General features: G+C 60.2%; 9 protein-coding genes. 3 read left to right on the top strand and 6 right to left on the bottom strand.

Features of this window, described 5'->3' with window-relative positions; genetic code table 11:
• Positions 1 to 9: 9 nt before the first annotated feature.
• Positions 10 to 1,617, bottom strand: a complete 1,608-nt coding sequence (locus HX812_RS03415; RefSeq protein WP_038844095.1) for a carboxyl transferase domain-containing protein — start codon at positions 1,615 to 1,617, stop codon at positions 10 to 12.
• A gap of 11 nt (positions 1,618 to 1,628) precedes the next feature.
• On the bottom strand, positions 1,629 to 2,792 hold the full coding sequence (locus tag HX812_RS03410) for an isovaleryl-CoA dehydrogenase (protein ID WP_038844098.1): 1,164 nt from the start codon (positions 2,790 to 2,792) through the stop codon (positions 1,629 to 1,631).
• A 150-nt stretch (positions 2,793 to 2,942) separates the two neighbouring features.
• Between HX812_RS03410 and HX812_RS03405 the strand changes: the two genes are divergently transcribed.
• Complete coding sequence (locus HX812_RS03405; RefSeq protein WP_038844100.1) at positions 2,943 to 4,577, top strand: AMP-binding protein; 1,635 nt, start codon at positions 2,943 to 2,945, stop codon at positions 4,575 to 4,577.
• A 147-nt stretch (positions 4,578 to 4,724) separates the two neighbouring features.
• Complete coding sequence (locus tag HX812_RS03400; protein ID WP_161630230.1) at positions 4,725 to 9,821, top strand: NEL-type E3 ubiquitin ligase domain-containing protein; 5,097 nt, start codon at positions 4,725 to 4,727, stop codon at positions 9,819 to 9,821.
• Between the two features lie 548 nt (positions 9,822 to 10,369).
• On the opposite strand, the gene HX812_RS03395 is transcribed toward HX812_RS03400, so the two are convergent.
• Genes HX812_RS03395 through HX812_RS03385 form a run of 3 tightly spaced genes read right to left on the bottom strand, consistent with a single transcriptional unit; the run spans position 10,370 to position 12,668 of the window.
• The gene (locus tag HX812_RS03395; protein ID WP_038844102.1) at positions 10,370 to 11,269 is read right to left on the bottom strand and encodes a hydroxymethylglutaryl-CoA lyase; all 900 of its coding nucleotides are present in this window, start codon (positions 11,267 to 11,269) and stop codon (positions 10,370 to 10,372) included.
• 16 nt (positions 11,270 to 11,285) lie between these two features.
• Positions 11,286 to 11,678: a MerR family DNA-binding transcriptional regulator gene (locus HX812_RS03390; RefSeq protein ID WP_038844104.1), complete on the bottom strand. Its 393-nt coding sequence runs from the start codon at positions 11,676 to 11,678 to the stop codon at positions 11,286 to 11,288.
• Between the two features lie 54 nt (positions 11,679 to 11,732).
• On the bottom strand, positions 11,733 to 12,668 hold the full coding sequence (locus tag HX812_RS03385) for a LysR family transcriptional regulator (protein WP_016974062.1): 936 nt from the start codon (positions 12,666 to 12,668) through the stop codon (positions 11,733 to 11,735).
• A gap of 151 nt (positions 12,669 to 12,819) precedes the next feature.
• Here HX812_RS03385 and HX812_RS03380 point away from each other — a divergent pair, with 151 nt between their 5' ends.
• Positions 12,820 to 14,049 (top strand): acyl-CoA dehydrogenase, encoded by a 1,230-nt coding sequence (locus tag HX812_RS03380; protein ID WP_033903227.1) that lies wholly within the window; start codon positions 12,820 to 12,822, stop codon positions 14,047 to 14,049.
• Between the two features lie 27 nt (positions 14,050 to 14,076).
• Here the strand turns inward: HX812_RS03380 and HX812_RS03375 are convergent, their stop codons facing one another.
• Complete coding sequence (locus HX812_RS03375; protein ID WP_038844106.1) at positions 14,077 to 15,408, bottom strand: substrate-binding domain-containing protein; 1,332 nt, start codon at positions 15,406 to 15,408, stop codon at positions 14,077 to 14,079.
• Positions 15,409 to 15,427 lie beyond the last annotated feature (19 nt).

The raw sequence follows: 15,427 nt of genomic DNA, 5'->3' as shown, positions 1-15,427 counted from the left end.
CAGCTCCATTTACATGCGGAACACGCCGAAGCGGCTCGGCTCGATGGGGGCATTCAGCGAAGCGGACAAGGCCAGCGCCAGCACGTCTCGGGTCTGCAACGGATCAATCACACCGTCGTCCCACAGGCGCGCGCTGGAGTAGTAGGGGTGGCCCTGGGTTTCGTATTGGTCGAGGATCGGCTGCTTGATGGCAGCCTCTTCTTCGGCGCTGAACCCTGTGCCTGCGCGCTCAGCCTGCTCGCGCTTGACCTGCACCAGCACGCCGGCCGCCTGCTCGGCACCCATCACGCCAATGCGCGCGTTTGGCCACATCCACAGGAAGCGCGGATCATAGGCGCGGCCACACATGCCGTAGTTGCCGGCGCCAAAGCTGCCGCCAATGATCACCGTGAACTTCGGCACCTTGGCGCAGGCCACTGCGGTGACCAGCTTGGCACCGTGCTTGGCGATGCCACCGGCTTCGTATTTCTGGCCGACCATGAACCCGGTGATGTTCTGCAGGAACAACAGCGGAATGCCGCGCTGGCAGGCCAGTTCGATAAAGTGCGCGCCTTTTTGCGCGGCCTCGGCAAACAGGATGCCGTTGTTGGCCAGGATCGCAATCGGGTAGCCATGCAGGTGTGCAAAGCCGCACACCAGCGTGGTCCCGAACAGCGCCTTGAACTCATCGAACACTGAACCGTCCACCAGCCGTGCGATCACTTCACGCACATCAAAGGGCTGCTTGGCATCGGCCGGGATCACGCCATACAACTCTTCACTGCTGTACAGCGGCGCGACCGGCGTGCGTTGCAACAACTCGCCCTGTTTGCGCCAGTTAAGGTTGGCCACGCTGCGCCGAGCCAGCGCCAGCGCATGTTCATCGTTGTCGGCATAGTGGTCGGCCACGCCAGAGATCTTGCAGTGCACATCGGCACCGCCGAGGTCTTCGGCACTCACCACTTCACCGGTCGCGGCCTTCACCAGCGGCGGGCCGGCGAGGAAGATGGTGGCCTGGTTGCGCACCATGATCGCTTCGTCGGCCATGGCCGGCACATAGGCGCCACCGGCGGTGCACGAGCCCATCACCACCGCGATCTGCGGGATGCCCTGGGCGCTCATGTTGGCCTGGTTGAAAAAGATCCGCCCGAAGTGCTCGCGGTCGGGGAACACTTCGTCCTGACGCGGCAGGTTGGCGCCGCCCGAATCCACCAGGTAGATGCACGGCAAGCGGTTCTGCTCGGCGATGGTCTGCGCGCGCAGGTGTTTTTTCACGGTGAGCGGGTAGTAGGAGCCGCCTTTCACCGTGGCATCGTTGGCGACGATCATGCATTCGACGCCTTCCACCCGGCCGATCCCGGCAATCACGCCAGCGGCAGGCACGTCTTCGCCGTACACCTGATGGGCGGCCAATTGGCTGAGTTCGAGGAACGGCGAACCGGGGTCGAGCAAACGGTTGATACGCTCGCGGGGCAACAGTTTGCCTCGTGAGGTGTGCCGCTCCTGGGCCTTGGCGCCGCCGCCTTGCTGCACGTGGGCGAGCAGGCTGTGCAGGGCGTCGACCTGTTGGCGCATCGCCGCGCTGTTGGTGGCAAACTCTGCCGAACGCGGATTGAGTTGGGTGTGCAGGGTGGCCATGGTGCGCTCCTTCAGCGGGTTTCGTTGAAGAGTTCGCGACCGATCAACATCCGGCGGATCTCACTGGTGCCGGCGCCGATTTCATACAGCTTGGCGTCGCGCAGCAGCCGACCGGCGGGGAATTCATTGATATAGCCGTTACCGCCCAGGATCTGGATCGCGTCGAGTGCCATCTGCGTGGCGCGCTCGGCGCTGTAAAGGATCACCCCAGCCGCATCCTTGCGCGTGGTTTCGCCACGCTCACAGGCCTGGGCCACCGCGTACAGATAGGCGCGGCTGGCATTGAGCTGGGTGTACATGTCCGCAACTTTGCCCTGGATCAGCTGGAATTCGCCGATGCTCTGGCCGAACTGCTTGCGGTCGTGGATGTAGGGCACGATCAGGTCCATGCAGGCCTGCATGATCCCGGTGGGGCCGCCGGACAGCACCACGCGTTCGTAGTCCAGGCCGCTCATCAGTACTTTCACGCCGCCGTTGAGCACGCCGAGGATGTTTTCTTCGGGCACTTCCACGTCATCGAAGAACAGCTCGCAGGTGTTGGAGCCGCGCATGCCCAGCTTGTCGAACTTGTTGCTGCGGCTGAAGCCTTTCCAGTCACGCTCGACGATGAAGGCAGTGATGCCGTGGGGGCCTTTCTCCAGGTCGGTCTTGGCGTAGATCACATAAGTGCTGGCGTCGGGACCGTTGGTGATCCATGTCTTGCTGCCGTTGAGCACGTAATGATCGCCGCGTTTGTCGGCACGCAACTTCATCGAGACCACATCGGAACCGGCGTTCGGCTCGCTCATGGCCAGGGCGCCGACGTGTTCGCCGCTGAGGAGTTTGGGCAGGTACTTGAGTTTCTGTGCGTGGTTGCCGTTGCGGTTGATCTGGTTCACGCACAGGTTGGAGTGCGCGCCGTAGGACAACGCCACCGAGGCCGAGCCGCGGCTGATCTCTTCCATCGCCACCACATGGGCCAGGTAACCCAGGCCGGCGCCGCCGTATTCCTCCGGGACGGTGATGCCCAGCAGGCCCATGTCGCCGAATTTCTGCCACAGGTCGGCGGGGAACAGGTTGTCGCTGTCGATCTGCGCCGCGCGCGGCGCGATTTCCTTGCTCACGAAGGACTGCACCTGGTCGCGCAGCATGTCGATGGTTTCACCGAGGGCGAAGTTCAGGGACGGGTAACTCATGGACAGGCACCTTAATGTGAGCGTTGTTTTTGTGTGGAGGACGCGCCAGGGGAGGGCGCTCACCTTTACGTTAACGTAAGCTTGCGTTGCGGCGCTGTCAATCGTAGTTTACGTTTACGTCAACCTACAAAAAAGACAACAGGGGTCGTTATGGATCAACCGAACCAGAGCTACAGCCGTGGCTCCCAGGACAAGACCTTGCTGGCCATGACCATTGGCCAAGCCTTTGACCGAACCGTCGCGCAATTCCCGGAGGGCGAGGCCTTGGTGGTGCGCCATCAACAGCGCCGCTACACCTGGCGGCAACTGGCCGAAACGGTGGATTTGCACGCCCGTGCGTTTCTTGCCCTGGGCATGCAGGCCGGCGATCGCCTGGGCATCTGGGCACCCAATTGCGCCGAGTGGTGCATCAGCCAGATCGCCAGCGCCAAGCTCGGCGTGATCCTGGTGAACATCAACCCGGCCTACCGCAGCAGTGAATTGGACTACGTGCTCAAGCAATCCGGCTGTCAGTGGCTGGTGTGCGCCGGGTCGTTCAAGACCTCCGATTACCATGCGATGCTGCTGGAATTGAAGCCCGACCTGCGCGGCATGATCAGCCTCGACCCCAGCCCACCCACAGGATTCATGCCCTGGTCGCAGCTATCGGCCCTCGGCGCAGGCATACCGCCCGAACAGCTGCACACCCGTCAGGCCAGCCTGCATTTCGACCAGCCCGTGAACATTCAGTACACCTCCGGCACCACCGGCTTCCCCAAGGGCGCCACCCTCAGTCATCACAACATTCTCAATAACGGCTACATGGTCGGTGAGAGCCTGGGCCTCACGGCGCAAGACCGCCTGGTGATCCCGGTGCCGCTGTATCACTGCTTCGGCATGGTCATGGGCAACCTGGGTTGCATCACCCATGGCACCACCATGATCTATCCCAATGACGGTTTTGACCCGCTGCTGACCCTCAGCGCCGTCGCCGAAGAACGCGCCACTGGCCTGTATGGCGTACCCACCATGTTCATCGCCATGCTCGATCACCCGCGCCTCGGCGAGTTCGACCTGTCCACCCTGCGCACCGGCATCATGGCCGGCGCCACGTGCCCGATCGAGGTGATGCGCCGGGTCATCAACGAGATGCACATGAGCGAGGTGCAGATTGCCTATGGCATGACGGAAACCAGCCCGGTGTCCTTGCAGACCGGCGCGGATGACGACCTGGAACGCCGCGTGACCACGGTGGGTCGGACTCAGCCACAGTTGGAAAGCAAGATCATCGACACCGACGGCAACACCGTTGCACGCGGCGAGATCGGTGAACTCTGCACCCGTGGCTACAGCGTGATGCTCGGCTACTGGAACAACCCCGACGCCACCCGCGAGGCCATCGACGCCGCGGGCTGGATGCACACCGGCGACCTGGCGAGCATGGACGCCCATGGTTACGTGTGCATTGCCGGGCGCAACAAAGACATGATCATCCGTGGCGGTGAGAACGTGTACCCGCGTGAGCTGGAAGAATTTTTCTTCACCCACCCGGCAGTGGCGGATGTGCAGGTGATCGGCATTCCGGATGAGCGCTACGGTGAAGCCATTGTCGCCTGGGTCAAGTTCCACCCCGGCCATGTGGCCAATGAGCTTGAACTGCAAACCTGGTGCAAGGGCCGCATCGCGCACTTCAAGACGCCCAAGCACTTCAAGTTCGTGGAAGAGTTTCCGATGACGGTCACCGGCAAGATCCAGAAATTCCGCATGCGTGAGATCAGTATCGAGGAGCTGCGCGACGACGCCTGACACGCGGTGCATGTCTACGGCTCCATGCTGAAACGCGATGCCTAAAGTGGCGGATTATTTCGCCACTTGAAGGCTATACCGATGACAAGTCCCACGATAGATGTTGCGACGCGGCCTGTTCAGGCTGAGCAGAGCCCCCATGCGCGGGTGATCAGCGACAACACACCGGACTGGTACACCGATGCGCTGGACTCGCGCAAAACCGAACTGGGGGCGTTGGCCCTGCGCATCCCCGATTGGTACAAAAAGGCGTCGACCACTGCGCGCGACCGCATGAGGGCGGTCCACCTGCGCAGCCGGACGTCATTGAACCAACTCGATCAGATGTTCAGTGACCTCAAGGGGCCGGCAGAATACGCCGAGCCGTTGCTGACGGCAGCGATCGAAAAACAGTTCGGGCAGCGGCTGGACACCAGAACCGTATTCTATGCCCGCAAGATGGAACAGAAAGAGTGTGAACCTGGCCCCAGGGAACTCCCGACCACCCACGCCAGCACCTTGGCCCCGCAATTCTACTTCTACCGAGGTATCAGCCTGCTGGAAGCGGCGCTGAACAACTTTACCTCGGACGAAGCCAGCGAGCCGGTTTGCGCGGATTGCCACCTGATTACTTATTACAATTTTTATCAGTATCCCGCTACCAAGCTGCACGCCCCCGGCAACGTCCAGTCACTTCCGCTGCGTATCAAGGCGCACGAGTTTGCAAAACTGTGTCGGGATCTGGACCTCGGGAGTTCCTACTACGAGTACGTGCGCACCTTTATCAACAACCAGATTCGCATAACCACCACACCGGCGGGAATTGGCAAGCTCTACAGTACCCTGATCACCAGCCATCGGAACCAGTTGAAACTGGCCGCCGAGATCGCCTTGATGAAGGGCGACATCGGAACTGATCACCATCAGGTGATCAATGATCTGCTGATTGACCAGGTGAAGAGCAAGTGGCAAGGAGAGGCGGTCAAGTGTTCGCCGTTGCGATTACTCAACGTTGTGATCGAGAACATCCTGATCATCGGTCCGGTTGTGTGGCGGGCAAATGTGAGGAATGCAGAGCTCGTGCCCTTGCCGTGCTTGATCTATATCCCTGGCGATCCACTTCATCCGCTCAAGGTCTATGACCATATCGCGGCCTTTACCGACCACCTGACGACGCGACTGTGTCGGCTCGAATACCGCAAGTTCTTCAGCCAGTTCGTGCCGCTTGCCGATCAGGATGCATTCTTCACGCAACTGAAGGCGTTGCTGGACCCCGGCGCGCTGTATGCCCACGACCAGGATTTTGCCCCGGCACAGAAAAGCCGCATCCACCGCCAGGGCACCTACGCGCCACCGTGGCACGATGCCTGGATGGACTGCGCGATGCAGCGGATAAAATTGATCATGAGCAATGCCAGCACCAGCGTGGTGGCAACCCAGGATGTCGACGATCGTGTGTTCAACGCCTGGCTCTGGTCGTTTGGCAGTGCAGCCCTGGATATTCTCAACCTTGCCGCTTTTGTGGTGCCGTTCCTGGGCGAGGTGATGCTGGTCGTCGCCGCTGTGCAGGTGGTGTATGAAATAGGCGAAGGCATTGATGCCTGGTCCCACGACGACGCCCAAGCGGTCTGGGCACACTTTTCAGCAGTGGGCTTGAATCTGGCAGGTCTGGCGGTGCCCAAAGTGCTGGTGGCCGCCAAAGACACGGCGTTCATCAAGCGCCTGGCGCATATAGAACTCGGCGGGCACCCGCGTTTGTATGATTTCAACCCAAGCCGCTATGTGCACCGAATCGCGTTGCCCGAAGGGCAGCGGCCGAACGCGCAAGGCCTGTACGCCCATGAAACTGGCCTGTACCTGCCGACGCAGGACGGTGGTCACTACAAGGTCCAGGCCAGCGGCACTGATAATGAGTTCAGGCTGCTGCACCCTGAAGGCGATTCCCGATATGCGCCACGCCTGCGCCACAACGGCGAGGGCGCCTGGGTGCATGAGTTCGAAGACCCTTTGAGGTGGGATCGCAAGACCCTGTTGCGCCGCATGGGGCATACCGTCGATCGCCTGAGCGATAGCCAGCTTGAGCAAGCCAGGGCGATCAGTGGTGTGACAGATGATGAGTTGCGTCGGGTATTTATCGAGCATCGAGCGCCTGCGCCGCTGTTCAAGGACATGCTCCGGCGGTTCGAATGCGCGAACAGGTATCAAGCATTTATCGACCAATTAACGCACCCTAATCCTGAGGTTTTCAGCCAGGTCGATTGGTACACACAAGTACAGTTGTTGGTCGAGTGTGGGATGTGGCCCGAGTCGCGTGTGTTGGTGGCGCTCGATGAAGAGGGTAATCAAGTGTGGTGTTCAGCCGACCCGAGTGATTCAACCTCGACGGTCACGCTCGGACATGAAGAGCTGGCCAATGGTCGCCTTTTTCCATCATTCAGGGAGCAGTTGACGGAACCTGAGATTCGCCACCTGTTGGGCGAGAAGGCGATGACACAAGAGGCAATATCAAACCTGTTCGTAAGGACACGAGACGTTTCGTCCGACCCACCTGCATCTTCTGGCGAAACACTTGAAGGTGACGATGAAGAGGCTGATTCGCTGATGCATTATTTGCGTACTCCCTTCGCTAGGGTGATGCGCTACCGGGACTGCTTGCTGGAAGCGGCGTACAGCACCAAAGGCGAGCTGTTCAATCGCGAGATAGCCGCCGGTGATGTATCCAGTGACGCCAATGTTCAATTGATTCAGCGTGACTTTCCCAGTCTGCCCAAACTGGTCGCCGAAGAAATAGTCAGCCATGCCAACAGTCAGGAGTTGGCCAGCCTGCAGTCCCACTCACGTTTGCCGTTGCGCCTGGCCGAGGAGGCGCGTGTTTACGTGCAGAAAGCACGTGTCATGCGGGCACATGCCGATCTTTTATTCGACACCCCACTCACGGTGGACGGCGTACGCCTGGCCCTGCACAAGATGGCTTCCCTGCCCGAACTTATGGAGGGGGTCGCCCTGGAGCTGCGCAGCGGGACTTACGACGGCCCATTACTGGACCGCGTAGGCGATTTGGACGCCCCCCGGCAACTGCGTCTTGTCCACTCTGACCTGAAGGAGTGGAGACTCTACAACGGTCCGGAAAAAACAGAGTATTGGCGCAGTGACAAGGATGCTTTCTTTAATGCGCTCTGGATGGCGAGCAGTGGCAAGTTCACACGGTGGGCTGAGTTCAATAGGGCTGCGCAACATTTAAAGGTGCGGCTAGCGCAACAGCCGTTGAGTGAGCCGGCGAGCCGGCGTGCACTGGGCTTGCAAGCGATCAAGCCTGGCTTCAAGTCACCCATGCGTTTGGCTGACGGGCGAGTCGGGTATCCGCTAAGCCCGTTGGGTGGCGCGGCTGAGCGACCATTGGCCTGTAAGCGGGCGGCGATGTCAGCCTATCCCTCCAAATCCATGGAAGAAGTCGAGGCAATGCTGGGGTTGGGGGACGCAAGCGATGCTGTACTGCTGGAGAAACTGACCCAGCTTGAAGCGGAGTTTGTCGAACTGGACAAGGCGCTGATCACTTGGCAGCGGGAAGGTGGGGTGGGCTACGCAAGCGCCAGGCGCAGAGTGTCGGGCACCCTCAAAGCCGCCTGGCGCCGAACGGGGGCTCAGGCGTTGGCGGGGGACGGTACGCCAATCGGCTATGCACTTGACCTGTCGGATGAGGCGATCGGTGAGCTGCCAGCGATTACCGCAAATATGGATCACGTGGGCAGCCTGGTGTTACGACGAATGGCACTGTCGGACAGTTCACTGCCGTTTCTGAAGGCATTCGGTGGTTTGCGCTGGCTGAACATGAGCGACAACCACCTCACGCAACTACCGGAATTCGCCAATGGCGGGGCAGGGCTGACGAAGCTCAACTTGAGTAGAAATGATATCCAGCTGACCGAACCGAGCCGTCTGCGCCTTGAAGGTATGCAGAGTTTGAAGATTCTCAACCTGGCAGACAATCGTCGCCTGGGTTGGCAGGCCGACCTGCGCCGCCTGCGCCATTTGAACCAGCTTTATCTGGCGGGCACCGACACCACCACCTTTCCCGTCGGCGCCGAGCAACTGCCCAACCTGGCCCGCATCGATCTGCATTCAAACCGGATCACTAGCTTACCCGAGTACGCCTACCAGCATCTTGAGCGCATCAATGTGCATGACAATCCCTTGTCGGCCGCTACGGTTGCCCGACTGGGTGAGCCTTTCAATCCGGTGCAGTGGGGTGAGCACATCACTGTGGACGAGGCACGTGGCTTGTGGCTGGAGGGAATGCCACCCGAGGAGTTGGCGCGGCGTGGAGATGTCTGGGATGAACTGAAAGGCAGCCCTGAGTCTGCGGCGTTTTTTACTGTCGTGGCCGATATCACCCGCAGTGCCGAGTACGCCAGCCAAGTGGCCCGTCCGGTATTGGCCGAGCGGGTGTGGGACATGCTGGAGGCCGCGAGCGAAAGCCAGGACATTCGTGAGGCGTTGTTTACAGCCGCCGATGATCGGGTGACCTGTGGGGACGGCACGTCGGTCGAGTTCATGAACCTTGAGAGTGAGTTGATGGGAGCAAGGGCACTTGCGCTGGCAGGCACGGAAAATGCCGAGGGGGCATTGATTGGCACGGCTAGGAAATTGTTTCGTTTAATGCTGTTAGACGCCATTGCGCTACGGGATGTTGCGGCGAGAGGGCCAGGGTTCACCGAGCAGGTTGAAGTCGTACTGGCCTATCGGACGCGACTTGCAGACCGACTGGCGTTACCGGTCAAATCCCGCGAGATGTTGTTTCCCCAGCAGGCTGATGTGGCCGAGACAACGCTCAATGCGGCTTACGAACAGGTGCTCAGGGACGAACGCAACCCCGCTGATGAGGAAGCCTTTTTTGTCGGACGCCCATTCTGGGAGAAACACCTTCGTGCACGCTACCTTCAGGCGCTCAACGCGCTGATGGGGCCGGAGCTTGAGCCGATCAATGAGAAAGTTGATGCATTGTTCGAACTCTCAGAGCTGGAACGTCAGCAGGACGCAAGCCCTGAGTGGCAGACCACCCACGACGAGGCGGCCGACCGCCTGGCGGGCCTGTTGGGCAAGCGCAGGGATGAAATCCTGGTGAATGGCTCGATGCAAAGTGCGTTCTACCGGCGAGAGCTCGATCAGGGGGTGGCCGAACGGTATGCGCTGGAGCAAAGATCCCTGAAAGTGTTGACGCGAAGGGTACTGAACAACTTCGCGGCAACAGACGGAACATCGCTCTAAACGGTTAGTGCAGACAGCACAAAGGGGACCCGAGGGTCCCCTTTAATTTGTCGTTGCGTGCTCTTTTTTTATTATTGAGGGGCGGTCTATTGTTGTTTTTGGCAACCGTTACCCTTTACCGCTGTTTTTGGCGACCCCCATCCGGGGTCAAGAGCAAACGTATTTTTTTGAGCGCTGATCTGCTTCTTCGTTAACGATCCAACCAGTGGGTAGCTACCTGAGGTAGTTTTATTTTTCTCTAACCGGTTGCGGGTTTCGGCACGCCGTACCCTGCGAAGCACATCTTCTCCAAAAAAATCTGTTAGCTGCGTCTCTGCCGTGTTGTTTTTGTTATGTCAGAGTCGTTTCGTCTTATTTTTATTAGGTTTGGCGCTTTTTATTCTTGTTATGCCATAGAGATAGCAGAAGCCGTGCCAACTTTTAAAAATCCTTTAAAATCAATGGTTTGATTTTTGTGTAGGATTCGGCCTGCAGAAAATACGACAAAATATGTTCCCGTGTTACTCGATGTGTAGGCGTGCGGTAACACATTGTCACGGCTAAGCGACTCAACCGGCGTTACGCGCCTTGGCTACGCGTGACCCTGTCGGCCGGCCCAGCACCTTGCTGATTTGCTGGCCCGCGCCAATCAATGCCTCCAGGTCGATACCCGTCTCGATACCCAGGCCGTTGAGCAGGTACAGCACATCTTCTGTGGCGACGTTACCGCTGGCGCCCTTGGCGTAAGGGCAGCCGCCGAGGCCCGCGATAGAGCTGTCGAACACCGTGATTCCTTCCAGCAGGCTGGCGTAGATGTTTGCGATGGCCTGGCCATAGGTGTCATGGAAGTGCCCGGCCAATTTCTCCCGAGGCACCTGCGCGCCGACCACCTCGAACAGCCGCCGCGTGGCGCCCGCCGTACCGGTGCCGATGGTGTCACCCAGGGACACCTCGTAGCAGCCCATGGCGTACAACTCCCGCGCGACTGTTGCCACTTGTTCCGGTGCGATCTGGCCTTCGTACGGGCAACCCAACACGCACGACACATAACCTCGCACGCTGATCCCATGTTGCTTGGCCGCCGCCATGATCGGTGCGAATCGCTCCAGGCTTTCGCTGATGGAGCAGTTTATGTTGCGCTGGGAAAACGCCTCGGAAGACGCCGCAAACACCGCCACTTCCTTTACGCCCGCCGCCAGCGCGTCCTCAAAACCACGCAGGTTCGGCGCCAGCGCGCCATAGGTGACGCCGGGTGTGCGCTGGATCTGCGCAAACACCTCGGCGGAGCCGGCCATCTGCGGCACCCACTTGGGCGATACAAAACTGCCGACTTCGATATAGCTCAAGCCCGCCGCGCTGAGGGCGTCCACCAACCGGACCTTGTCGGCCACGCTGATGGGTTGGGCTTCATTCTGCAAACCGTCGCGCGGGCCGACTTCCACCAGGCGCACGTGTGTGGGGAGGGACATGGCGGTTACCTTCTGATCAATGGCCAGCCTGGCGCAGGGTGTGGGCCAGGGCCTGGGTGCAGCGCTCTTCGGCGGTGTCCAGTTCCAGCTTCATCTGTTCGATATCCAGCAGTTGCTGTTCCAGCTGCTCACGGCGCTCGGCGATTTTTGCCAGCATGCTATTGAGTTGCACGTGGTTGCCGCTGGTGGGGTCGTAGAGTTCGATGAGTTCACGGCATTCGGCCAGGGAGAAACCGATGCGCTTGCCCCGCAGGATCAGCTTGAGGCTGACCTTGTCCCGCGCCGAGTAGATGCGCTCCTGGCCCCGACGTTCCGGGGCCAGCAGGCCTTGTTCTTCGTAGAAGCGAATGGCGCGGGTGGTGATGTCGAGCTCGCGGGCGAGGTCGGAGATGCTGTAGGTGGTGCTCATGGATGGCGCTCAAGAAAGTCTTGGCGTTAAGCTAATGGCAGGTTGACGTTAACGTCAAGCCTGCTTGCCATCCAGTTTCTTCTCATGAGCCGTCACCTGCTGGCACAACTCGATCATCTGCTCGCGCATCCAGCGGTTCGCCGGGTCCTGGTCGGTGCTTTCGTGCCAGTACAGGTGGGTTTCCACCGGCGGCACGTCGTTGACCGGCAGGTTGAACCAATGCAATTCGTGGCGGCGGGCGAAGCGCTCGGGCACGGTCATGACCATGTCGGTCTGCTGCAAAACCTGCGACGCCATCAAATAATGCTGGGAACGCAGGGCGATCTTGCGCTGCAGGCCCATCTTGCCCAGCGCCAGGTCCACATGGCCCAGGCCGTTACGGCGGCTGGAGATATGGATGTGGGTCAGCCCCAGGTAATCATCCAGAGTCAGCTTGTCCTTGCCTGCCAGCGGGTGGCCCTTGCGCATGGCGCACACGTAGCGGTCTTCCATCAGCTTGACGTGGCGCACCTGCGGGTCGGTGTTAAGTGGTGCATCCACGGCAAAGTCCAGGCGCCCGGCGGCCAGCTCCTTGGTGGTTTCGCGGCGTTTGGACAGGAAACTCTCGATCACCACCGTGGGCGCCAAGCGGCGCAGGCGCTGGAACAGCAGCGGCAGGATCACCGCTTCGGTGAGGTCGGTCATGCTGATGCGGTAGGTCTTGGCCGCCTGCTGCGGGTTGAAGATGCGGCTCTCTTGCACCGACACCCGCAGCAACGACAACGCATTGCGCACCGGCCCGATGATGTTCTGCGCCATCGGCGTGGGCACCATGCCTTGGGCGGTGCGCACGAACAGCGGGTCGTTGAAGGTTTCCCGAAGACGTGCCAGAGCGTTGGACACCGCCGGCTGGGTGATGCCGACAATCTGCCCGGCGCGGGTCAGGTTGGCTTCGGTGTAGATCGCGTCAAAGACGATAAACAGGTTGAGGTCGACCTTGCTCAGATTCATTTCGTAGCGCTCTTATTGTTAGGTGGCCATACGTCGATCATATATCGGTGATGAATGTTAATACACGCCGAGAATAGGCTAGGTAAATTATCAACGCTGTTCTAGCATCGATTGCATGACCTAAACAACCTCTCAGAGAAGGGAGCTGCTCATGGATTTCGCCTATTCGCCCAAGGTTCAGGAACTGCGTGAACGCGTCACTGCGTTCATGGACGCTTACGTTTACCCGGCCGAGCCGGTGTTCGAACGCCAGGTCAGCGAAGGCGACCGCTGGCAGCCCACCGCAATCATGGAAGAGCTGAAGGCCAAGGCTAAAGCCGAAGGCCTGTGGAACCTGTTCCTGCCGGAATCCGAGCTGGGCGCCGGCCTGACCAACCTTGAATACGCGCCGCTGGCTGAAATCATGGGCCGTTCGCTGTTGGGCCCGGAGCCGTTCAACTGCTCCGCCCCCGACACCGGCAACATGGAAGTGCTGGTGCGCTACGCCAACGAAGAACAGAAACAACGCTGGTTGCAGCCGCTGCTGCGCGGCGAGATCCGCTCCGCGTTCGCCATGACCGAGCCGGATGTGGCGTCTTCGGACGCTACCAACATGGCCGCCCGCGCCGAGCGCCAGGGTGACGAGTGGGTGATCAATGGCAAGAAGTGGTGGACCTCCGGCGCCTGCGACCCGCGCTGCAAGATCTTGATCTTCATGGGCCTGAGCAACCCGGACGCACCGCGCCACCAGCAGCACTCGATGATCCTGGTGCCGGTGGACACCCCCGGCGTGAAGATCGTGCGCCCACTGCCGGTGTTCGGCTATGACGATGCGCCCCACGGCCATGCCGAAGTGCTATTCGACAATGTGCGCGTACCGTATGAAAACGTGCTGCTGGGTGAGGGTCGTGGCTTTGAAATCGCCCAAGGGCGCCTTGGCCCTGGCCGTATCCACCACTGCATGCGCTCTGTCGGCATGGCCGAGCGCGCGCTGGAATTGATGTGCAAACGTTCCGTCAGCCGGACTGCATTCGGCAAGCCGTTGGCGCGGCTGGGCGGCAATATCGACAAGATCGCTGACTCGCGCATGGAAATCGACATGGCGCGCCTGCTGACCTTGAAGGCGGCGTACATGATGGACACCGTGGGTAACAAAGTCGCGAAAAGCGAAATCGCCCAGATCAAGGTGGTCGCGCCGAATGTGGCCTTGAAGGTGATCGACCGTGCGATCCAGATCCATGGCGGTGCGGGTGTTTCCAATGACTTCCCGCTGGCCTATATGTACGCCATGCAACGTACCTTGCGCCTGGCCGATGGGCCGGATGAAGTGCACCGGGCGGCGATCGGCAAGTTCGAGATTGGCAAATATGTGCCTAAAGAACTGATGCGCAGCGGGCAATAAACAGCAATAGGTGGGGAGGTTGGGTATTCAATATACCCAAACCTCCACTCGCCGATTCTTGATCCGCCCTTCATCCGCCGTATTCGCCGCCACCGGCATCTGCGCGCCAAACCCGCGGATATCGCGCAGCACCACGCCGTTCTTGACCAATTCCCGGCGCACCGCCATTGCCCGCAACTTTGACAGCAACGCTGCCCGCTGCGGATCGTTCTTGGCATCACCAAAGCCCACCAGCGTCACCTGCTTGTCCAGCTTGTTGTGGCTTTTGAGGTACACCACCACCCGCTGCAAATCCTGGCGGGCCTTGTTGTCCAGGCTCGCGCTGCCTTCCTCGAAACGAAAATTCACCGTCAGGCGCTGGGCATCCCGCGCAATCGCTTGATAGTCCGCAGGCATCGACGTACGTGGCTCCACGGCCATCGCCTGCACCTGCTGGGCGATAAAGCCATTGGCGGCCACGATTGCCTGGCCTTTGCTGCTCTGGCTGAAGTCCACCAACGCCTTGGCCCAGGGATTGCGACTCGATGGCGGCCAGTAAAAGAACAGCCGACGTGACAGTGGATAATCCTCGGTCGCAATCAGGCTGTTCAACGGCAACATGGGTTGCGAGTCGCCATCCACAATTGCCACCGCCTTGGCCTGGCGGACGTAGGGCAGGCCGATAAAGCCAATGCCCTGGGGATCCTGGCTCACCGCGTCGGACAATTGCTCGCTGGACTCGAAACGCTTGGCGCCCGGCGCGAGCGGCTTGCCACGCAGGCGCAGTACCAGTTCCTTGAAGGTGTCGTAGGTGCCGGATTGGTCATCTCGCGCATACAGATGAATCGGCCCGCCGACGCCACCCAGCGCCTCCCAGGTGCTGACTTCGCCATTGAAGATCTGCGCCAGTTGCTCGGTATTCAGGGTGTTCAGCGGATTTTGCGGGTGGAGGATGATGGCCAGGCCATCGATGGCGATCACCTGTTCGGCTTCGGGGCTTTTCAGGTCGCCAAGGGGTTCGAGGTCGACCAGTTCGCTGTCCTTGATCGGACGTGACGAGGCCGCCAGGTCGGCTGTGGTTTTTTTCAGTGCACTGAACCCCGTGCTGGAGCCATGCGCGGCGACTTCGATGATCACCGTCTTGCCCTGACGCGTCTTGCCGATCACACGCTGTTCATTGGCACCTTCCGCCGGTTCGCTGTGCACCGCCTGCAACCCCTGATGCTCCATCAAGCCCTTGACCAATGCCGGGCCAAGCGCTGCGCCAATGGTATTGGAGCCTTGGATGCGCAAGGCAGGACCTTGATCAGGAACCGGGAGGGAAGCGGACACAGCGACGAGGGGAAAAAGCACCAGCAGGAACAGAACGCGCAGCCTCATGCCGGCACCTTCTCAAGCC

It is taken from the genome of Pseudomonas sp. IPO3749 (genome assembly GCF_013386605.1).
GTDB classification, from domain to species: Bacteria; Pseudomonadota; Gammaproteobacteria; order Pseudomonadales; family Pseudomonadaceae; genus Aquipseudomonas; species Aquipseudomonas azotoformans_A.
Note: the sequence above shows the minus strand (reverse complement) of the source record. Positions and strands in the feature narration are given on the sequence as shown.

Bases quoted from the DNA above. Each gene is read 5' to 3' on its own strand.
- HX812_RS03415 (WP_038844095.1), bottom strand. From the start codon at position 1,617: ATGGCCACCCTGCACACCCAACTCAATCCGCGTTCGGCAGAGTTTGCC.
- HX812_RS03410 (WP_038844098.1), bottom strand. From the start codon at position 2,792: ATGAGTTACCCGTCCCTGAACTTCGCCCTCGGTGAAACCATCGACATG.
- HX812_RS03405 (WP_038844100.1), top strand. From the start codon at position 2,943: ATGGATCAACCGAACCAGAGCTACAGCCGTGGCTCCCAGGACAAGACC.
- HX812_RS03395 (WP_038844102.1), bottom strand. From the start codon at position 11,269: ATGTCCCTCCCCACACACGTGCGCCTGGTGGAAGTCGGCCCGCGCGAC.
- HX812_RS03390 (WP_038844104.1), bottom strand. From the start codon at position 11,678: ATGAGCACCACCTACAGCATCTCCGACCTCGCCCGCGAGCTCGACATC.
- HX812_RS03385 (WP_016974062.1), bottom strand. From the start codon at position 12,668: ATGAATCTGAGCAAGGTCGACCTCAACCTGTTTATCGTCTTTGACGCG.
- HX812_RS03380 (WP_033903227.1), top strand. From the start codon at position 12,820: ATGGATTTCGCCTATTCGCCCAAGGTTCAGGAACTGCGTGAACGCGTC.
- HX812_RS03375 (WP_038844106.1), bottom strand. From the start codon at position 15,408: ATGAGGCTGCGCGTTCTGTTCCTGCTGGTGCTTTTTCCCCTCGTCGCT.